This is a genomic window from Xanthomonas sp. CFBP 8443 (genome assembly GCF_025666195.1).
In the GTDB taxonomy this organism is placed as follows: Bacteria; Pseudomonadota; Gammaproteobacteria; order Xanthomonadales; family Xanthomonadaceae; genus Xanthomonas_A.
On record NZ_CP102592.1, the window covers coordinates 1,074,506 to 1,093,607 of the forward strand.

15 protein-coding genes are annotated in these 19,102 nt (G+C 71.6%); 10 read left to right on the forward strand and 5 right to left on the reverse strand.

Annotation, left to right across the window (positions count from 1 at the left end; all coding sequences use genetic code 11):
• Positions 1-59: 59 nt before the first annotated feature.
• The 9 genes from thiL to NUG20_RS04520 all read left to right on the forward strand — a co-directional run bounded on the left by thiL (position 60) and on the right by NUG20_RS04520 (position 11,923).
• On the forward strand, positions 60-1,034 hold the full coding sequence (gene thiL, locus NUG20_RS04480; protein WP_263397254.1) for a thiamine-phosphate kinase: 975 nt from the start codon (positions 60-62) through the stop codon (positions 1,032-1,034).
• Positions 1,035-1,353: 319 nt separating this feature from the next.
• Positions 1,354-2,934, forward strand: coding sequence for a CocE/NonD family hydrolase (locus tag NUG20_RS04485; RefSeq protein WP_263397255.1), 1,581 nt, complete (start codon positions 1,354-1,356; stop codon positions 2,932-2,934).
• Positions 2,935-3,111: 177 nt separating this feature from the next.
• Positions 3,112-3,840 carry a TorF family putative porin gene (locus NUG20_RS04490; RefSeq protein WP_263397256.1) on the forward strand — a complete coding sequence of 243 codons (729 nt, stop codon included), beginning with the start codon at positions 3,112-3,114 and terminating at the stop codon, positions 3,838-3,840.
• An 18-nt stretch (positions 3,841-3,858) separates the two neighbouring features.
• A complete protein-coding gene (locus NUG20_RS04495) occupies positions 3,859-3,951 on the forward strand; it encodes a potassium-transporting ATPase subunit F (protein ID WP_046977662.1) in 93 nt (30 codons plus the stop codon).
• Between the two features lie 15 nt (positions 3,952-3,966).
• Positions 3,967-5,688, forward strand: coding sequence for a potassium-transporting ATPase subunit KdpA (kdpA, locus tag NUG20_RS04500; RefSeq protein ID WP_263397257.1), 1,722 nt, complete (start codon positions 3,967-3,969; stop codon positions 5,686-5,688).
• Between the two features lie 10 nt (positions 5,689-5,698).
• The gene (kdpB, locus tag NUG20_RS04505) at positions 5,699-7,759 is read left to right on the forward strand and encodes a potassium-transporting ATPase subunit KdpB (RefSeq protein ID WP_263397258.1); all 2,061 of its coding nucleotides are present in this window, start codon (positions 5,699-5,701) and stop codon (positions 7,757-7,759) included.
• Positions 7,760-7,800: 41 nt separating this feature from the next.
• Positions 7,801-8,442, forward strand: a complete 642-nt coding sequence (gene kdpC, locus NUG20_RS04510) for a potassium-transporting ATPase subunit KdpC (RefSeq protein ID WP_263397259.1) — start codon at positions 7,801-7,803, stop codon at positions 8,440-8,442.
• A gap of 66 nt (positions 8,443-8,508) precedes the next feature.
• A complete protein-coding gene (locus NUG20_RS04515) occupies positions 8,509-11,199 on the forward strand; it encodes an ATP-binding protein (RefSeq protein ID WP_263397260.1) in 2,691 nt (896 codons plus the stop codon).
• Entirely contained in the window at positions 11,189-11,923 is a 735-nt protein-coding gene (locus NUG20_RS04520) for a response regulator (RefSeq protein WP_263397261.1), read from the forward strand. Before NUG20_RS04515 ends, NUG20_RS04520 begins: the two co-directional genes overlap by 11 nt.
• An 848-nt stretch (positions 11,924-12,771) precedes the next feature.
• Here the strand turns inward: NUG20_RS04520 and NUG20_RS04525 are convergent.
• The 5 genes from NUG20_RS04525 to NUG20_RS04545 all read right to left on the reverse strand — a co-directional run bounded on the left by NUG20_RS04525 (position 12,772) and on the right by NUG20_RS04545 (position 18,136).
• Entirely contained in the window at positions 12,772-13,728 is a 957-nt protein-coding gene (locus NUG20_RS04525) for an acyl-CoA thioester hydrolase/BAAT C-terminal domain-containing protein (RefSeq protein ID WP_263397262.1), read from the reverse strand.
• Positions 13,729-14,124: 396 nt separating this feature from the next.
• On the reverse strand, positions 14,125-15,510 hold the full coding sequence (locus NUG20_RS04530; RefSeq protein ID WP_263397263.1) for an FAD-binding oxidoreductase: 1,386 nt from the start codon (positions 15,508-15,510) through the stop codon (positions 14,125-14,127).
• Positions 15,507-16,052: a metal-dependent hydrolase gene (locus NUG20_RS04535; RefSeq protein WP_263397264.1), complete on the reverse strand. Its 546-nt coding sequence runs from the start codon at positions 16,050-16,052 to the stop codon at positions 15,507-15,509. The genes NUG20_RS04530 and NUG20_RS04535 overlap by 4 nt, the downstream gene beginning before the upstream one ends.
• A gap of 1 nt (position 16,053) precedes the next feature.
• Positions 16,054-16,422: a YraN family protein gene (locus NUG20_RS04540; protein WP_263397265.1), complete on the reverse strand. Its 369-nt coding sequence runs from the start codon at positions 16,420-16,422 to the stop codon at positions 16,054-16,056.
• Positions 16,412-18,136 carry a penicillin-binding protein activator gene (locus tag NUG20_RS04545; RefSeq protein ID WP_263397266.1) on the reverse strand — a complete coding sequence of 575 codons (1,725 nt, stop codon included), beginning with the start codon at positions 18,134-18,136 and terminating at the stop codon, positions 16,412-16,414. The genes NUG20_RS04540 and NUG20_RS04545 overlap by 11 nt, the downstream gene beginning before the upstream one ends.
• An 81-nt stretch (positions 18,137-18,217) precedes the next feature.
• On the opposite strand from NUG20_RS04545, the gene rsmI reads away from it, so the two are divergent.
• On the forward strand, positions 18,218-19,042 hold the full coding sequence (gene rsmI / locus NUG20_RS04550) for a 16S rRNA (cytidine(1402)-2'-O)-methyltransferase (protein ID WP_263397267.1): 825 nt from the start codon (positions 18,218-18,220) through the stop codon (positions 19,040-19,042).
• The last annotated feature ends 60 nt before the right edge of the window (positions 19,043-19,102 follow it).

A 19,102-nucleotide genomic window follows, 5' to 3' on the forward strand; every position in this document is an offset into this window, starting at 1 on the left:
TGGCGGCCCATCCCGGCTATTGCAATCTCCAATCCCGCATCCCCAATCCCGGCCCCCAAATGCCCGAATTCGATCTGATCGATCGCCTGCGTGCCCGGATCGGGGTGCGCGACGACGTGCCGCTGGGGATCGGCGACGATGCGGCGCTGCTGCAGCCGCCGCCGGGCGAGCAGTTGGCGATCACCACCGATACGCTCAACGCCGGCGTGCACTTTCCGCCTGAGACCGCGCCGGCCGATGTGGGCTGGAAGACGCTGGCGGTGAACCTGTCCGATCTGGCCGCGATGGGCGCGCAGCCGCGCTGGTGCACGCTGTCGCTGTCGTTGCCGCACGAGGATGCGGGCTGGATCGACGCCTTCGCCGACGGCTTCTTCGCGCTGGCCGACGCGCACGCCATCGTGCTGGCCGGCGGCGACACCACGCGCGGGCCGCTGTCGCTGTCGGTCACCGCGATCGGCAGCGTGGCGCCCGGCGCCGCCTTGCGCCGCGACGGCGCGCAGCCGGGCGACGAGATCTGGGTGACCGGCCGCCCCGGCGAGGCCGCCGCCGCGCTGGCGCTGTGGCAGGCCGGACGCCTGGACGTGGCGCAGGTCGCTGCCGATCCGATTCACGAGCATTTGCGCCAGCGCCTGCTGCGGCCGTCGCCGCGGGTGCAGGCTGGATTGCGCCTGCGCGGGCTGGCGCACGCCTGCGTCGACATCTCCGACGGTCTGCTGGCCGACCTGGACCACATCTGCGTACGCAGCGGGGTCGGCGCCGAACTATGGCTGGCCGCGTTGCCGGCCGCCGCCGCACCGGCGGAGGCGGATGCCGCGCAGGTGCACGCCTGGCAACTGGGCGGCGGCGACGACTACGAGCTGTGCTTCACCGCCGCACCGGCGCAGCGCGCGGCCATCGTGCAGGCGCTGCAGGCGATCGGCGAGGACGCGACGCCGATCGGCCGCATTGTCGCGGGCAGCGGCATCGTCGTACGCGACGCGCACGGCCAGCCGTGGCAGCCGCCGCGGCGCGGCTACGAGCATTTCGCCGGTTAGGGACTTCGAGTCGCTTCGCGCCGTACCCTCACCCCAACCCTCTCCCGATGGGAGAGGGGCTAAGCACGCCGCGGCTGTTCCCCTTCTCCCGTCAGGATGGGCCCCCTTTTCGGCGGAAGGTGCCCCGCAGGGCCGGATGAGAGAAGGCCAGGTGCCTGATCGACGGCCACAAGCGCGCCACCATACCGTGCCGCACTGCGGCGTGAAGTCGCCCGTACCCGCTGGTATGGTCGCGGCACTCGACACCCCCACGTCGCGTGTTCGTAACCGTATCTGGCAGCTGGGCCATTCCGACCCGGCGCCGTTTGGGAGGCAGTACATGCGTACGTCCGTGTCCCGCTGCATCGCCCTGTGCGCGATGCTGTTGTTCTCCGCCGCCGCCTTCGCCGGCGGCTTCAGCAAGCAGTATCAGACCATCCCGGGTTGGGACGGGACCAAGCTCGGCGCGCTGGTGCTGGTACCGCAGGGGCAGGGCGACGGGCCGTTCCCGCTGGTGGTGATGCCGGCCAGCTGGTCGCTGCCCAACCTGGAATACGTGGGCCGCGCCAGCGAACTGGCCAGCAATGGCTACGTGGTGGTCAGCTACACCTCGCGCGGGTTCTGGGATTCGGCCGGGCAGATCGACATCGCCGGAGCGGCGACGGTCGAGGACGTCAGCGCGGTGATCGACTGGGCGCTGGCCAACACCCCGGCCAATGCCAATGCGATCGGCGTCTCCGGCATTTCCTACGGTGCCGGCACCAGCCTGCTCGCCGCCGCGCGCGATCCGCGGATCAAGGCGGTCGCCGCGCTCAGCGGCTGGGCGGACCTGCAGGCCTCGCTGTACGCGAACGCCACCGTCAGCGAGCAGGGCGTGGCCCTGCTGGTCGCCTCCGGCGCGATCACCGGCCGGCCCGGCCCGGACCTGGCGCAGATCAGCGCGCGGGTCGCGGTCGGCGACTACGACGGCGCGGTGCAGGGCTTCCTGCCCAAGGCCGGCGAGCGCGGCGTGATCAACGAGCTGCAGGCGCTCAACCGCAACCGCCCGGCGGTGCTGCTGGCCAATGCGTTCAACGACGGCCTGTTCCCGCCGAACCAGTACATCGACCTGTACAACCGCCTGACCGTGCCCAAGCACCTGATGTTCAGCCAGGGCGACCACGCCACCGCCGAACTGCCGGGCGCGCTCGGCCTGCCGAACGAGATCTACACCGAGACCACCCGCTGGTTCGACCACTACCTCAAGGGCCAGGCCAACGGCGTGGACAGCGAGCTGCCGGTGCAGCTGTCCACCCTCGGCGGTACCTGGCTGCGCTATGCCGACTGGAACAGCGTGCAGGCCGGCGCGACCCGCTACGGACTGACCCGCCCGAGCGGCCTGCTGGCGCCCACCGGCACGTTGGCCGGCGCGACCAGCACCGGCTGGAGCCACCGCATCGCCACCGGCGTGCCGACCCTGGCCGATTCGGGCGTGTTGCTGGTCAGCGGCCTGCTGCAGGGCCTGGGCGCGCCGGTCACCACCTCGATCCCGCTGGTGACCCGCAGTGGCGCCGCGGTCTGGGCCGGCCCGGCGTATGCCAGCACCAAGCGCCTGGCCGGCAGCCCGTCCCTGCGCGTGACCGTGACCCCGAGCCAGGCCAACGTGTCGCTGTTCGCCTACCTCTACAGCATGGACGGCCTGGGTGTGGGGAAATTGCTCACCCATGCGCCGTACTCGCTGCGCAACGCGACCCCGGGCGTGGCGACCACGATCGATCTGCCGCTGCAGGCGACCGCCGCCGAGATCCCGGCCGGCAACCGCCTGGTGCTGGTGGTCGACACCACCGATCCGCGCTACACCTCGGCCAGCCGCTTCGGCGGCAGCGTCAGCTTCAGTTCGCCGGCGGCGGCGCCGTCGAGCCTGAGCGTGCCGCTGCACTGAATGTGCGTGTGACGGAAAGGCCGGCGCGATGCCGGCCTTTCCTGTATCCGGCCGCCAGCCCGTGGCGGAAATTACGCGGAATTTACGCCGCGACCGGCGTCGGCCGATAGCGACTTTACGGCCCCGCGCCGGAACATGACCAGGTCGGCGGAACGGTTCCGCCCTGGACCTCACGTCATGCGTTCCCCGCTTCCCCGCATCGCCCGCCGGCCCATGTCGCGCGGCGCGCTCGCGCTTTCCCTGCTTGCCTGCGCGGCATCGGCGCACGCCGCCAGCGTCAGTGGCAACGCCACGCTGACCAGCGACTATGTCTGGCGCGGCAGCACCCAGAGCGACGGCGATCCCGCCGTGCAGGCCGGCCTGGCGCTGGCCGCCGACAACGGCGCATACGCGTCGCTGTGGGCTTCGTCGATCAAGTTCGACAGCGCCCCGCACGCCAGCACCGAAGTCGACGGCGTGCTCGGCTGGCGCGGCCAGTGGACGCCGGACTGGGCCTGGGACGCGAACCTGACCCGCTACCAATACCCCTCGGCCGCCGCGCTGAACTGGACCGAGCTGGGCGCGACCGTGACCTGGAAGCAGCGCGTGTGGGCGCAGCTCGGCTGGTCCGACGACGCGCTGGCCAGCGACAGCACCGGCACCTATGCGCAGCTCGGCGCGCGCTATCCGTTCAACGAGCGCTTCCGCGTCGAGGCGGCGGTCGGCCATTACTGGCTCGCCCGCGGCTACGCCGACAGCTACAGCCATGGCTTGGTCAGCGCGGTGTTCGCCCTGCCCAGCGGCCGCCAGGGCGGCCCCGGGCTGGAGCTGCGGCTGACCGCGCACGACAGCGACCGCGCCGCCGAGCGGCTGTTCCCCGGCATGGCCGGCGCGCGCGTCGAAGCCGCGCTGCAAGCCACGTTCTGATTCCCTAGGAGAGATGACATGCCGACCTGGCTATCGCTGATCTGCGGCGTGGCGGTGATCGTCGCCGCCGGCTACCTGCTGTACGTGATTCTGCGTCCCGAAGACTTCTGAGCCGAGACCGCCGACATGATCGATACATTGCTTGTCTATGCGCTGGCGCTGCTGCTCGGCTGGCCGCTCGGCCTGTACCTGTCCAAGGTGATGCGCGGTGCGCCGATGCGCAGCGACGCGCTGTTCGGCTGGATCGAGCGGCCGTTGTACCGGCTGCTCGGCACCGATCCGGCGCAGGGCATGAGCTGGCGCGGCTACGCTGCCGCGTTCCTGGCCAGCAACCTGGTGCTGGGCGTGCTGGTGTTCGCGCTGTTCGTCACCCAGGCCTGGCTGCCGCTGAATCCCGACGCGGTGCCGAACATGCGCTGGGACACCGCGCTGCACACCATGGTCTCGTTCCTGACCAACACCAACCAGCAGCACTACTCCGGCCAGGCGCAGCTGTCGTACCTGTCGCAGGCGGTGGGCGTGGTCGGGTTGCAGTTCGTCACCCCGATGATGGGCCTGGCGCTGGTGGTGGCGACGTTGCGTGCATTGTTCGGTGGGCGAGCGGCCGCAGCGAACGGCGGTTCGCAGACTGCGACGCTCAGCGTCGACGAGGCCGACGTCGGCAACTACTGGGCCGACGTGATCCGGCCGACGCTGCGCTTCCTGCTGCCGCTGTGCCTGCTGTGGACGGTGCTGCTGACCCAGCAGGGCGTGCCGTCGACGCTGGCTGCCGGTCCGGTGGCGACGCCGCTGGACGCCAGCGCCGGCATGGCCACGCAGAAGATCCCGCTCGGCCCGGTCGCGGCGATGGTGGCGATCAAGCAGCTCGGCACCAACGGCGGCGGCTGGTACGGCCCCAACAGCGCGATGGCGCTGGAGAACCCGACCCCGTTCTCCAACCTGCTGGAAATGCTGGCGATCGTGCTGATCCCGGTCGCGATCGCGTTCATGGTCGGGCCGTTCACCGGGCGCCGCAAATTCACCGCGCTGGTGTTCGGCAGCATGCTGGCGATGTCGCTGGCCTCCACCGCGGTGGCGGTGTGGTCCGAAGGCCATTCGGCCAGCACCGCGAGCGCGGCGCTGATGGAAGGCAAGGAAGTGCGCTTCGGCGCCGATGCGTCGGCGGCATGGTCGGCGCTGACCACGCAGACCTCCAACGGCTCGGTCAATGCGATGCACGATTCGCTGGCGCCGCTGACCGGCGGCGTGGCCATGGTCGATATGCTGGTCAACGCGATCTGGGGCGGCATCGGCTGCGGCTTGCAGCAGTTCCTGGTGTACCTGCTGCTCAGCGTGTTCCTGGCCGGGCTGATGACCGGGCGTACGCCGGAACTGTTCGGCCGCAAGATCGAGGCTGGCGAAGTGCGCCTGCTGGCCTTGCTGGTGCTGCTGCAGCCGCTGGTGCTGCTCGGCTTCACCGCGCTGACCCTGGCCATGCCGGCGGCCATCACCGCCACCTCCAATCCCGGCTTCCACGGCATCAGCCAGGTGTTCTACGAGTACACCTCGGCGTTCGCCAACAACGGCTCGGGCTTCGAAGGCCTCGGCGACGGTATTCCATGGTGGAACCTGACCTGCACGCTGGTGCTGATCCTGGGCCGCTATCCGGCGCTGATCGTGCCGCTGGTCGTGGCCGCGCAGATGGCGCGCAAGCGCGTGGCGCCGGAAACCGGCGGCAGCCTGCAGGTGGAAACGCCGACCTTCGCGCTGACCCTGATCGCGGTCATCGCGGTCCTGACCGTTCTGCAATTCACGCCGGCACTGGTGTTGGGCCCGATCGCCGATCACCTGACGCTTGCCGCGCACTGAGACCACGACCATGAGCACTCCGCTTCCGCAAGCTTCTTCCTCGGTCCACAAGCCCGGTCTGCTCGACGGCCCCGCGTTGCGTGCGGCGCTGCGCGCCAGCGTGCTGAAACTCTCGCCGCGCCATCTGCTCGGCAGCCCGGTGATGGCGGTGGTATTCGCCGGCACCTTGCTGTCGGCCTTGATCACCGCGGCCGGGCAGGGCGCGCCCGGCTTCGGCTGGGCGGTGACCGCGATCCTGCTGCTCACCGTGCTGTTCGGCAATTTCGCCGAAGCGGTAGCCGAGGCGCGCGGCCGCGGCCAGGCCGCTTCGCTGCGGCGCGCGCGCAAGGACCTGGTGGCGCGCCGGGTGAGCAGCGCGCAACTGGATGGCGAAACCAGCATTCCCGCCGCGGAGCTGAAGCCCGGCGACCTGGTGGTGATCTCCGCAGGAGAGCTCATTCCGGCCGACGGCGAGATCGTGCACGGCGTGGCCACCATCAACGAGGCCGCGGTCACCGGCGAATCGGCGCCGGTGCTGCGCGAGGCCGGCACCGATCGCTCCGGCGTGATCGGCGGCACCAAGGTGCTGTCCGACGAGATCGTGGTGAAGGTCACCGCCGAGCCGGGGCATAGCTTCCTGGACCGGATGATCGCGCTGGTCGAAGGCGCCAACCGGCAGAAGACCCCGAACGAGATCGCGCTGACCATGCTGCTGGCGGCGATGACCCTGACCTTCCTGATCGTGGTCGCCACCTTGCCGGTGATCGCCGGCTTCGTCGGCGTGCGCATCGACCCGCTGCTGCTGATCGCGCTGCTGGTGTGCCTGATCCCGACCACTATCGGCGGGCTGTTGCCGGCGATCGGCATCGCCGGTATGAACCGCGCGCTGTCGGCGAACGTGCTGGCCAAGTCGGGCAAGGCGGTGGAGGTGGCCGGCGACGTCGATGTGCTGCTGCTCGACAAGACCGGCACCATCACCTACGGCGACCGCCAGGCCACCGCGTTCCATGCGCTCAGCGGCGTCGATGCGGCGCAGCTGCGCGAGGCGGCGATGCTGTCCTCGCTGGCCGACCCGACCCCGGAAGGCAAGTCGATCGTGCGCCTGGCGCGCGAGCAGGGCCTGCCGCCGGCCGACCCGGATGGCGCCAGCTTCGTCGCCTTCACCGCGCAGACGCGCATGTCCGGCGTCGACCTGCCCGCGCAGGGGCCACACCCGCCGCGTTCGATCCGCAAGGGCGCGGCCGATGCGCTGATCCGCCACGTCACCGCGCTGGGCGGGCAGGTGCCGGCGGAACTGAAGGGGCGGGTGGAGCAGGTCGCGCGCAGCGGCGCCACGCCGCTGGTGGTGGCCGAGGGCCGGCACGTGCTCGGCGTGGTCGAGCTGTCGGACGTGGTCAAGCATGGAGTGCGCGAGAAGTTCGCGCGGCTGCGCGCGATGGGCGTCAAGACGGTGATGATCACCGGCGACAACCCGCTCACCGCCGCGGCGATCGCCGCCGAGGCCGGCGTCGACGACTACATCGCCGAGGCCACGCCGGAGGACAAGCTCGCGCGCATCCGTGCCGAGCAGGCCGGCGGTCGCCTGGTGGCGATGGTCGGCGACGGCACCAACGATGCGCCGGCGCTGGCCCAGGCCGATGTCGGCCTGGCGATGAACTCGGGCACGCAGGCGGCCAAGGAAGCCGGCAACATGGTCGATCTGGATTCGGATCCGGCCAAGCTGCTGGCGGTGGTGGAAGTGGGCAAGCAGCAGCTGATCACCCGCGGCGCGCTGACCACCTTCTCGCTGGCCAACGACGTGTCCAAGTATTTCGCGATCCTGCCGGCGCTGTTCGCCGCCTCGATCCCGCAGATGGCCGCGCTGAACGTGATGCGCCTGTCCAGCCCCACCCATGCGGTGCTGGCGGCGTTGATCTTCAACGCGCTGGTGATTCCGGCGCTGATCCCGCTGGCGCTGCGCGGCGTGCGCTTCACCCCGGCCACGGCGACCTCGCTGCTGCGCCGGAACATGCTGATCTACGGCGTCGGCGGCGTGCTGCTGCCGTTCGTCGGGATCAAGCTGATCGACTTGCTGCTGGTGGCGCTGGGCTGAGCCTGGCACCGATCTTCCGCTTCCTTTCCGGATCTCCCGCGATGAACGTTTCCCCGGTTTCCCTTTCCTGTCGCGAACCGCTGCGCTGGCGCGCCGCGGTGGTGCTGCCGCTGCTGGTGCTGGGCGCCGCCGCGCTGTACTCGTTGCTCGCTACCCTGTTCGCCGGCGCGCTGTTCCCGGCGCAGGCCAACGGCAGCCTGCTGCAACGCGACGGCCGCGTGCTCGGCTCGGCGCTGGTCGCGCAGCCGTTCGCCGCGCCCGGTTACTTCCAGCCGCGGCCGTCGGCGGCCAAGTTCGACCCGATGGCCGCGGCTGGCAGCAACCAGGCGCGCAGCAATCCCGAACTGCAGCAGCGCATCGCCGACGCGCGCACAGCATTGGCCGCGCGCGACGGCGTCGCCGCGGCACAGGTGCCGGACGACCTGCTGACCCAGTCCGGCAGCGGCCTGGACCCGGACATCAGCGTGGCCGCGGCGCAGCAACAGGTGGCGCGCGTGGCCAACGCCCGCGAGCTGCCGGTCGCGACCGTCGCCGCGCTGGTCGCCGCGCAGGTGCAGCCGCGCCAGTTCGGCGTGCTCGGCCAGCCGCGGGTGAATGTGTTGGCGTTGAACCTGGCGTTGGATGGAGCCGGGACTCGGGACTCGGGACCCGGGACTCGGGAAAATCAAGAACAAAAGCAATAAGCCGACGGCCCGCGCTGTACGCTCTGCGAGTCCCGAGTCCCGAGTCCCGAGTCCCGAACCGCACCTATGCCCGATCCCCGCACCCAACAGGCCGACGCCTTGATCGGCGCGCTCCAGCGCGAGCGCGGCGGGCGCCTGACCGTGTTCCTGGGCGCGGCGCCGGGCGTGGGCAAGACCTACGCGATGCTGTCGCGCGCGCGGCAGCTGCAGCAGCAGGGCAGCGAGGTGGTGGTCGGGGTGGTCGAGACCCATGGCCGCGCGGAGACCGCGGCGCTGCTCGACGGGTTGACCGTGCAGCCGCGGCGGCGCGTGGAGTACCGCGGCCGCACGCTCGAGGAAATGGACCTGGACGCGCTGCTGGCACGGCGCCCGCCGCTCGTGCTGGTCGACGAACTGGCCCATCGCAACGCGCCCGGCAGCCGCCACGAGCGGCGCTGGCAGGACGTGCAGGAACTGCTCGACGCCGGCATCGACGTCTACAGCACGGTCAACATCCAGCACCTGGAAAGCCTCAACGACGTGGTCCACCGCATCACCGGCATCCGCGTCGGCGAGACCGTGCCCGATGCGATCTTCGACCGGCTGCGCGACATCGTGCTGGTCGACCTGCCGCCGCGCGAGCTGATCGAGCGCCTGCAGCAGGGCAAGGTGTACCTGCCCGAGCAGGCCGGGCAGGCGCTGCAGGCCTTCTTCTCGCCGTCCAACCTTGCCGCGCTGCGCGAACTGGCGATGCAGACTGCGGCCGACCGCGTCGACAACGACCTGCGCGACGTGCAGGCCGCGCAGGGCCGCACCGGCGTGGCGCTGCGGCGGCGGGTGCTGGTGGCGATCGACGGGCGCGGCCAGTCCGACTACCTGGTGCGGGTGGCGCGGCGCCTGGCCGAGCGCCGCGGCGCGCCATGGAGCGTGGTCACCGTGCAGACCCAGGCGCAGCCGGAAGAAGCGTGGCAGCTGGAGATCGATCGCGCCTTCGCGCTGGCGCGCAGGCTCGGCGGCGACGCGGCGCTGCTGCATGGCGCCAGCGTGGCCGATGCGCTGCTCGACCATGCCGCGCACAACGGCGTGTCCACGCTGCTGCTCGGCCGCACCCGCGAGCGGCCGCTGGCGCGGATGATCAACCGCACCCTGACCCAGCAACTGCTGCAGCGCGGCGCGCACTACGAACTGGTCATCATCAGCTCGCCGGAAGCGCGCGCACGCGCGCGGCGGCGCTGGCGCAGTCCCGGCCACTGGCTGTCGCGCGACGACCTGGCGTTCGCCACCGTCGCTTCGCTGCTGGCGGTGGCGGTGGCCTGGATCGCCGAACGCTGGGTCGGCATCGACGACCTGTCGATGGTGTTCATCGTCGCGGTGGTGATGGTCGCGGCGAAGACGCGCATGGCCGCGGCGGTGCTGTCGGCGTTGCTGAGCTTCTTCGCCTACAACTTCTTCTTCATCGAACCGCGCTACACGCTGCACATCGGCGCGCGCCAGGGCCTGGTCACGGTGCTGCTGTTCCTGGTCGCGGCGCTGGTCGCCGGGCGGCTGGCGTCGCGGCTGCGCATGCAGGTGCTGGCGCTGCGCGCGGCCAACGCGCAGACCACCGCGCTGCAGCGGCTGGGCCGCGAACTGACCAGTGCCGCCGACCTGGGCCAGGTGCTGGAGGCCGGGCGCCGTGCGCTGGCCGCCACGCTGGAAGCGGAAGCGTGGGTGCGGCTGCAGCCGCTGGAGGCGGCGCACGCCGCGGCGCAGGACGGCGCGCACGACTACGCGCCGTCGATGGCGGCGGTGGACCGCAGCGCCGCCGACTGGGCGCAGCGCCACGGCCAGGCCACCGGCCGCTTCACCGACACCCTGGCCGGCGCCAGCTGGTGGTTCCTGCCGGTGCGCCACGAACGCGGCGCGATCGGCGTGGTCGGGCTGAAGTTCGCTGCCGGCGTGCAGCGCCCCGGGCTGGAGCAGCAGCGTCTGGCCGAGGCCATGGTCGAGGACATCGGCCAGGCCGCGCTGCGCACGCGGCTGGTCGCCGACCTGGAAAGCGCGCGGGTCAGCGGCGAGACCGAGCGCCTGCGCTCGGCGTTGCTGTCGTCGGTGTCGCACGACCTGCGCTCGCCGCTGGCGGCGATGATCGGCGCCGCCAGCAGCCTGTCCAGCTATGGCCAGGCGATGGACGCCGACGACCGCCGCAGCCTGCTGGAGACGATCCAGCTGGAAGGCGAGCGCCTGGACCGCTACATCCAGAACCTGCTCGACATGACCCGGCTCGGCCACACCGGGCTGACCTTGAACCGCGACTGGATCGGCGTGGACGAACTGATCGGCTCGGCCGCGCGGCGGCTGCAGCGCTACCAGCCGCAGGTGCGGCTGGACATCGCGCTGGCGGCGGACCTGCCGACGCTGTGGGTGCACCCGGCGCTGGTCGAGCAGGCGATCTTCAACGTGCTGGAGAACGCGGCGAAGTTTTCGCCGCAGGACGAGGCGATCCGCGTCGCCGCGGCGATGGTCGACGGGCGCCTGCGCATCGATATCGGCGACCGCGGCCCGGGCATTCCCGAGGACGAGCGCGCGCGCATCTTCGACATGTTCTACAGCGTCGAGCGCGGCGACCGCGGCCGCCACGGCACCGGCCTGGGCCTGACCATCTGCCAGGGCATGATCGGCGCGCACGGTGGCAGCGTCGAGGCGCTGCCCGGCGCCGATGGCCGCGGCACCACGATCCGCATTACCCTGCCGCTGATCGAACCCGCCGCCCCGCCGCCCCGCCCCGATGCCGACTGACTCCCACGCCGATCCGATTCCGCCGCCGCGCGTGCTGGTCATCGACGACGAGCCGCAGATCCGGCGCTTCCTGGACATCAGCCTGCGCGCGCAGGGCTACCGCGTGCTGCAGGCGGCCACCGGCGGCGACGGCCTGGCGCAGCTGGCCGCGCACGGCGCCGAACTGGTAGTGCTCGACGTCGGCCTGCCCGATCAGGACGGGCACAGCGTGCTGCGCGAACTGCGCCAGTGGTCCACGGTGCCGGTGATCATGCTCACCGTGCGCGCCGGCGAAACGGAGAAGGTGCAGGCGCTGGATGCCGGCGCCAACGACTACGTGACCAAGCCGTTCGGCGTGCAGGAACTGATGGCGCGGATCCGCGTGCTGCTGCGCATGCAACCGGCCGCCGGCGAAGCCGAGCCGGTGTTCGACGACGGCCACCTGCACATCCACCTGGGCCTGCGCGAGGTGCGCCTGGATGGCGAGCCGCTGCCGCTGAGCCGCAAGGAATATGCGTTGCTGGCGCTGCTGCTGCGCCACAGCGGGCGCGTGCTCACCCAGCCGCAGCTGCTGCGCGAAGTGTGGGGGCCGACGCATCAAGAGGACACCCATTATCTGCGCATCCTGGTCGGCAAGCTGCGGCAGAAGCTCGGCGACAGCGCGGTGGCGCCGCGCTACATCGCTACGGAGCCGGGTGTGGGGTTGCGTTTCATCGGGGTGCAGAGCAATCCTGAGTTTCGTTGATGTCTGGGTGCGGCGATATCGCGTGCGTCGCTATAGTTGCGCCGATAAGCGCTGCCGCGACTGGATGGCTCATGGATCAGGCCGGCACGCTCCAGTGCTTGATCATGGTTGCTGACAGGTAGCGTAGTGTTCAAAGCATTTCACGCCCTACGGGCGCGAGTCACTTTTCTTTGCTTGTGCAAAGAAGCGCTTTACAGCAGCCGAAGGCTGATCAAAGTAACCAAAAGAAAGCACACCCCGTCCTCGCGCCTTCCGCGCTGCGCGCTCCAGGTCCGCGGGGGCGGCGGGGATTCGCGGAAGGGGCTCCTGCCCCTGCCGCGAACGACGCGCATCCATGCGCGTCGCCCTTCGGGTTTTTCCCCGCCACGCCCGCCGCTGCGGAAGGGACCCGGTAAGTCAAAAGCCAATCCACGAGCAACAACAACAGCAACAACAGCAACAGCAGCAACAGCAGCAACAGCAACAGCAACAGCAAAGCCAACGGCAACAGCAAAGGCAAAGGCGGTGATCAGAAAATGCAGCGCATGGCCAAGGGATGCGACGGCGTCGATCAGAATTGCGGGGCGCTAACCTTCTCTGCACGCGCGAGCTGCACTTTTCCCGGTCTTCGCTCAGCTACTTATCCAGCAGCACCTCTCCCGGATCGAGAACGCCGTCCGGGTCCAGCGCGCGCTTCACCGCGCTGCGTCCAGCGTCGCCGCGTCGAAGGCCTGCGCCATGTGGTCGCGCTTGGCCGCGCCGATGTCTGCGTTCGCCCGACAGCGTGCCGTCCAGCAGCCTGAACAGCCGTGGCTATGCATCTGCGAGTGGTGCTGGGGCGTACTGGTGCCGACGTGCAGGTTGCCGGGTCAGCGCACGGGTGCTGCCGGACGCGTATCGCCGGTGTCGCGCAATGCGGCATCCAGGAACGCCGTGGTCCGCGTCCAGCTGTCCGCGCGCGCTGCGGTCAGTCCTGACGGCGTGCCGCCGCCGAAGCCGATGTCTTCCTGCAGCGTGGTCTCGGTCGGCGCCAGGCCGAAGGCGAAATGTCCGCCCTGTGGGTATTGCAGCACGCTGACCTGGTGGGCGAACTGGCGCCGCCGCAGCCGCTCGGCAATCGCATCGGCCATCTGTGCGGACGGCCACACCTGGTCCTGCGCGCTGGCGATCAGCAGCACCGGGCCGTGGATGCGTTCGACCGGGATCCTGGCAGGGCTGTCGGCGGCGACCGCCTTGCCGCTGTGCGTGTAGAGATCGAGCAAGCCCTTGCAATCTGGACAGGGCGCGAAGGGCACGTAGGCCAGCGGCGTGCCGGCCAGGGTCCACGAGCTGGCCGCTGCGCCGCCGCTGCGGTCGATGCCCTGCCAGACCACGTCCGATGGCGATGCGGCGACCACCGCAGCGATGCGCGCATCGTGCGCAGCCAGCGTCAGTGCGGCTTCGGCGCCCTTGGACAATCCCAGCACGGCGATCCGCGGCGGCGCTGCCGGGCCTTGCTGCGCCAGGTAGTCGATGCCGGCCTGCAGCCGTTCCAGTGGGATCGCACTGAGTTGCGACGGCAGGCCAGGCCCATTGAAGTAACTCTGTGCGAGCGCGACGTAGCCCTGCTCGGCCAGGCGCCTGGCGATGCGCTTGGCCCAGGCGCGTCCGCCTTCCGCGCCGCCCAATACCAGCACCGCCGGGTGCGCCGCAGTGTCCTCGGGCGTGTACAGCGTGGCGGAGAGCGTCGCGGTCTCGATCGAGCGCTCGGCGATCGGCTGCGCCGTCGCGACGCCGCAGCCGGCCAGCCATGCAACGGCGGCCGCGAGGCCGAATCTGATCGTCATGAAGCGCCGTTCCTGGTGTGGGCGCTCGGGTCGCGGCACGGATGCGCCGCACGTCCCCGTTCGCACCGCGGCACTATCGTGCATTCATGCCTCGGTCGCATGGCCGGATGGTCATGCCTTGACGCCGGCGAGGCGACGTCGACTGTGCAGGTGCTGCCAACAATGCGAGTCGCGGCTGCCGACTGGGCATCTCCCGCAAACGTGGCCAGGGTTGGCCCCGTGTGCCACAGGATGGTTCAGCCTCGACAGGTTACGACGTTGTCAGCCTTTTTCGCTTCGTTCGTCGCGGCTGAAGCCGCTCCTACAAAAAGCGGTCGCCGGTTGCCTGCACGCGGCATCAGGCCGATTCTTGCGAGTCCCGAGTCCCGAGTCCCGAGTCCCGAGTCCCGAGCCGCGCTATCTGTCCGGCAACACCTTCCCCGGATTGAGGATGCCGTCCGGGTCCAGCGCGCGCTTCACCGCGCGCATCGCGTCCAGCGTGGCCGCGTCGAAGGCCTGCGCCATGTAGTCGCGCTTGGCCACGCCGATGCCGTGCTCGCCCGACAGCGTGCCTTCCAGCGCCAGCACCAGCGCGAACAGGCGCGGCAGCGCGGCGTGCGCACGCGCGGTCTCGGCGGCATCGTCGGGCGCGTACATGATGTTGACGTGCAGGTTGCCGTTGCCGGCGTGGCCGAAGGCGACGATCGGCAGGTCGAACTCCGCCGCCAGCGCTTCCACCCCGGCCACCAGTTCGGGGATGCGCGACACCGGCACCACCACGTCTTCGTTGATCTTGCCCGGCTTGATCGTGCGCAGCGCCGGCGACAGCGCGCGGCGCGCGGCCCACAGCCGGTCGCGCGCGGCGCCGTCGGTGGCCACGTCCAGCGACAGCAGGCCGTCGCCTTCGGCCGCCGCGCCCAGCGCCTGCAATGCATAGGGCAGGGTGTCGTGGTCGCCGTCGGCTTCGATCAGCAGCATCGCGCCGGCCTCGGGCACGTCGCTGCCGTTGCGGCGCAGCAGCGCGATCGCGCTGCGGTCCATGAATTCCAGCATCGCCGGCGTGGTCGGCTGCGCCATCAGCCGCGACACCGCCGCCGCGGCGCTGCCGGCATCGCGGTAGAACGCACGCAGTCCGGCCTGCGCCAGCGGCCGCGGCGACAGCTTCAGCGTGGCCTCCACGATCAGCGCCAGGGTGCCTTCGCTGCCGACCAGCAGATGGGTCAGGTCGTAGCCGGTGGCGTCCTTGGTGTAGGCGCCGCCGCAGCGGATCAGCTCGCCGGTGCCGGTCACCGCGACCACGCCGAGCACGTTGTCGCGGGTGGCGCCGTACTTCACCGCGCGCGGGCCACCGGCATTGGTCGACAGGTTGCCGCCGATGCTGCAGATCTCGGCGCTGGACGGATCCGGCGGCCAGAACAGGCGGTGCGGCATCAGCGCCTGCTGCAGGTCGCCGTTGAGCACGCCCGGTTCGACCACCGCGCAGCGGTCCTGCGGGCGCAGCTGCACGATGCGGTTCATGCGCGCGAACGACAGCACCACGCCGCCGCCGAATGGCACCGCGGCGCCGGCGGTGCCGGTGCCGGCGCCGCGTGCGACGATCGGCACGCGATGCGCGCGGCAGGCGCGCACGATCGCCTGCACCTGCTCGCGGGTCTGCGGCAGCGCCACCGCGTCGGCCAACGCCCAGCGCCGCGAATCGTCCTCGCCGTAGCTGCGGCGACTGGCGTCGTCGGTGCGCCAGCCGTCGCCGCCGAGCAGTGCGGCGAGGGTATCGGTCAGGGCGGCTGGCAAGGGCGTGGTCATGGTGGCGAACGCGGTGCGGGAGAGGAGGGCGGCTGCAGCAGTTTCCAGGCGCCGACCGCCGCCGCCAGCGGCAGCCACACCCAGCGCAGTTCCGACAGCAGGGTGGCGACGCCGCGCGCGCCGAAGAAGCCGTTGGCGAACGGCGACACCCGGATCGGCCGCCACGGCGCGAACCAGCGGTGCTCGCTCCACGGCCACGCCAGCGCGACGCCGAGCCCGCCGGAGGTCATGGCGTCGAGCAGCGGGTGCGAGACGGTGCACACGAACATCCACGTCGTCGCCTGCAGCGCGCCGGCGCGCAACGGTCGGTGCAGCAGCGCGCCGAGCACGGCCAGCAACGCGGCGAACAGCAGCGAATGGCTGGCGCCGCGATGGCCGAACGCATCGGCGTAGGGAATGTGCAGGGCGAACGCGACCACGTCCAGGTCCGGCAGCATCGACGCGGCGATGCCGGCGCCGAGCAGGCGCCCGGAGATGCGTCCGCGATCGGCGGCGGCCCACAGCGCCAGCGGCACCGCGGCGTGGGTGAAGATGCTGGGCATGTCAGCAGTCGTCGGCGCGGAATGCGTCGCGCAGCCAGGTCAGCCGCGGCGGTTCGCCGTCGGCCTCGACCACATCGAAGCGGCACGGCCAGTTCGCGTAGTGCGGGTGCGCGGCCAGGAACAGCTGCGCGGCCAGCACCAGCCGGCGGCGCTTGCGCAGGTCGACCGAGGCGGCACCGCCGCCGAATGCGTCGGTGCGCCGGTAGCGCACCTCGACGAACACTAGGCACTGCGCCTGCTGCATCACCAGGTCCAGTTCGCCGCCGCGATAGCGCACGTTCGCGGCGATCAGTTGCAGCCCGGCGCGCTCCAGTTCGGCGCGCGCCGCCGCTTCCACGTCGTTGCCGCGTTGCCGGCGGTCAACGCCCATCGGGCAGCGGCGTCGCGCGCCCGCCGCTGAAGGTGGACCAGGCCGGAGTGCGCAGGATGTTGCCGAAGCCGTCCAGGTGCAGCACGCCGGTGGCGCCGCGCAGGTTGGCTTCGGCGCCGGTGGCGAGCTTTTCCAGGTAGGCGCTGATCTGCCAGGCGTCGTAGCCGAACGCGAACAGGCGCCCGGCCGGGCCGCGCGCGGTCGGCAGGGTCTCGGCCACGCTGGTCGCCGCCGGCAGGCCGCCGACGCCGCGCACGTTCCACAGTTCGCTCGGGTAGGCGATGCCGTCCAGCACCAGGTCGTCCTCCGCCTTGCCGGTGCCCAGCACGAGCTGCGAGGTCGCGACCCGGCTCTTGCCGGCGAAACCGGCCAGCGCCAGCTGCGGCGCCAGCGCGCGCGCGGTGCCGCCCTTGACCGCCAGGAACACCGCGTCGGCGGCGCCGGCATTGCGCAGCTGCGCGCCGACATCGCCCGGCGTCTCTGCCACGCTGACGCTGGCCACGACCTTGCCGCCGCGCTCGCTGAAGCGCTCGCGGAACGCGGCCACCGCACGGCGGCCGTTGTCGTCGTTGCTGCCGATCACCAGCGCGTTGCGGCGCTCGTGCGCCAGCAGGTATTCGGCGGCGGCGATGCCGTCGTCTTCCGGCGCCAGCGAGAAGCCGGCGCTGCCGGCGGGCGGGGCGGCGGTACCGCGGTTCAGCGCCAGCAGCGGCACCGGCAGCGCATCGCGCGCGAACAGCGCGCTGACCTCGTCGCGGCCGAGCGGGCCGACCACGAAGTCGGCGCCGCCATCGATCGCCTTCTGGTAGGCGGCCAGCGCGCCGGCGGCGGTGCCGGTGGTGTCGATGAAGTTGATCTCCGGGCGGCGCCGGGTCTCGCCGTAGTAGCCGGCGAGCAGGCCGTCGCGCACCGGCGCGGCCGCGGTGGCCAGGCTGCCGCTCAGCGGCAGCAGCACCGCCAGCTTGGCCGGCGGGCGATAGCCGTCGCGCTCGGCGGGGGGGCGCTTGCTGGTGTCGAAGCCCCATTGCGCGCCGCGGTCGAACGGGCGCGGCAGCGGCAGGCCGCGGCTGATCAGCGCGCGCCCGGCGAAGTTGTACAGCGGGTCGCCGGCCGGCAGCGCGGCGGCGCGCGCCTGCAGCGTGGCGTCGTTCAAGGCGGCCAGCAGGCGCACGATGGCGCGCTGGTTGTCGGTGCGCGCCTGGCCGGTCAGGCCGATATCGGCGCGGGCGCGTTCGTCCAGCGCCGCGTTGCCGTCGCCGGTGCCTTCCAGCGCCTGCGCGCGGGCCAGGTGCCAGCGTGCGCGCAGGTTCTGCGGCACCGCCTGCGGATCGCTGCCCAGCGCCTGCAGCGCCTGCGCCGGCTGCCGGTCGACCAGCGCCAGCTCGGCGTTGACCAGGGCCAGCCGCACCTTGCTCAGGCCCGACAGCTGGCGCGGCTGCACCTGCGCCACCAGGCTGCGCGCGCGCGCGACGTCCCCGGCCTCGTACCAGGCGAAGGCGGCATCGGCCAGCAACTGATTGCGCTCGCTGCCGGTGGCGCCGGCGGCCTGCGCTTCCAACTGCTGCGCCGCTTCCCGCGGCTTGCCCTGGTCCAGCAGCGCCAGCGCCGCGGACTGGGCCGGCGACGCGCTCTGGGTGACGCTGGTGGTGGCGCAGCCGGCGAACAGCAGCGCCAGCAGCGACAGGGCGGAAATCCTTGCGAATCGCTTGTTCATTTCTGGTCCATTCGGCAGGGCACGCCGGGGCGCGCCGGGGAAAACCGCTACGATTCTACCCTTGACCATGGAAAGCCGTAGATGAGCGCCCAGCCCGGAACCCTGCACGTTGTCGCCACGCCGATCGGCAACCTCGCCGACCTGACGCCGCGCGCGCAGGAGGTGCTGCGCGCGGTCGCCGCGATCTGCGCCGAGGACACCCGCCGCAGCGGCCAGCTGCTGGCGCATTTCGGCATCGACAAGCCGCTGCTGGCGCTGCACGAGCACAACGAAGAGGCGCTGGCGCAGCGCATCGTCGCGCGCCTGCTCGGCGGCGACTCGCTGGCCCTGGTCAGCGACGCCGGCACCCCGCTGGTCAGCGACCCGGGCTACCGGCTGGTGCGCGCGGCGCGCGAGGCCGGGGTGCGGGTCAGCCCGGTGCCCGGCGCCTGCGCGGCGATCGCCGCGCTCAGCGTGGCCGGCCTGCCCAGCGACCGCTTCAGCTTCGAAGGCTTCCTGCCGGCCAAGGCCTCCGCCCGCCGCGAGCGCCTGGCACGCCTGGCCGGCGAGCCGCGCACGCTGGTGTTCTACGAGTCCTCGCATCGCATCGTCGAATCCCTGGCCGACTGCCGCGCCGCGTTCGGCGACGCGCGCCCGGCGGTACTGGCGCGCGAACTGACCAAGCTGTTCGAGACCGTGCTCGACGGCAGCCTGGCCGACCTGCAGGCGCGGGTGGAAGCCGACGACAACCAGCGCAAGGGCGAGTTCGTGCTGATCGTGCAGGGCGCCGGCGACGATGCCGACGCGCAACTGGCCGAAGGCCGCCGCGTCTACGCCACGCTGAGCGAACACCTGCCGCCGTCCACCGCCGCCAAGCTGGCCGCGGAAATCACCGGCGCGCCGCGCAAGGCGTTGTACGGCGGCTGAGGCGGACGCAATACCGCGCGCATGCCGGCTGACCTGCCGCGTGCGATCGCCAACCGCCGC

Excerpts from the sequence above, each read along its gene's own strand:
- thiL (WP_263397254.1), top strand. The coding sequence starts at position 60 with ATGCCCGAATTCGATCTGATCGATCGCCTGCGTGCCCGGATCGGGGTG.
- NUG20_RS04485 (WP_263397255.1), top strand. The coding sequence starts at position 1,354 with ATGCGTACGTCCGTGTCCCGCTGCATCGCCCTGTGCGCGATGCTGTTG.
- NUG20_RS04490 (WP_263397256.1), top strand. The coding sequence starts at position 3,112 with ATGCGTTCCCCGCTTCCCCGCATCGCCCGCCGGCCCATGTCGCGCGGC.
- NUG20_RS04495 (WP_046977662.1), top strand. The coding sequence starts at position 3,859 with ATGCCGACCTGGCTATCGCTGATCTGCGGCGTGGCGGTGATCGTCGCC.
- kdpA (WP_263397257.1), top strand. The coding sequence starts at position 3,967 with ATGATCGATACATTGCTTGTCTATGCGCTGGCGCTGCTGCTCGGCTGG.
- kdpB (WP_263397258.1), top strand. The coding sequence starts at position 5,699 with ATGAGCACTCCGCTTCCGCAAGCTTCTTCCTCGGTCCACAAGCCCGGT.
- kdpC (WP_263397259.1), top strand. The coding sequence starts at position 7,801 with ATGAACGTTTCCCCGGTTTCCCTTTCCTGTCGCGAACCGCTGCGCTGG.
- NUG20_RS04515 (WP_263397260.1), top strand. The coding sequence starts at position 8,509 with ATGCCCGATCCCCGCACCCAACAGGCCGACGCCTTGATCGGCGCGCTC.
- NUG20_RS04520 (WP_263397261.1), top strand. The coding sequence starts at position 11,189 with ATGCCGACTGACTCCCACGCCGATCCGATTCCGCCGCCGCGCGTGCTG.
- NUG20_RS04525 (WP_263397262.1), bottom strand. The coding sequence starts at position 13,728 with ATGACGATCAGATTCGGCCTCGCGGCCGCCGTTGCATGGCTGGCCGGC.
- NUG20_RS04530 (WP_263397263.1), bottom strand. The coding sequence starts at position 15,510 with ATGACCACGCCCTTGCCAGCCGCCCTGACCGATACCCTCGCCGCACTG.
- NUG20_RS04535 (WP_263397264.1), bottom strand. The coding sequence starts at position 16,052 with ATGCCCAGCATCTTCACCCACGCCGCGGTGCCGCTGGCGCTGTGGGCC.
- NUG20_RS04540 (WP_263397265.1), bottom strand. The coding sequence starts at position 16,422 with ATGGGCGTTGACCGCCGGCAACGCGGCAACGACGTGGAAGCGGCGGCG.
- NUG20_RS04545 (WP_263397266.1), bottom strand. The coding sequence starts at position 18,136 with ATGAACAAGCGATTCGCAAGGATTTCCGCCCTGTCGCTGCTGGCGCTG.
- rsmI (WP_263397267.1), top strand. The coding sequence starts at position 18,218 with ATGAGCGCCCAGCCCGGAACCCTGCACGTTGTCGCCACGCCGATCGGC.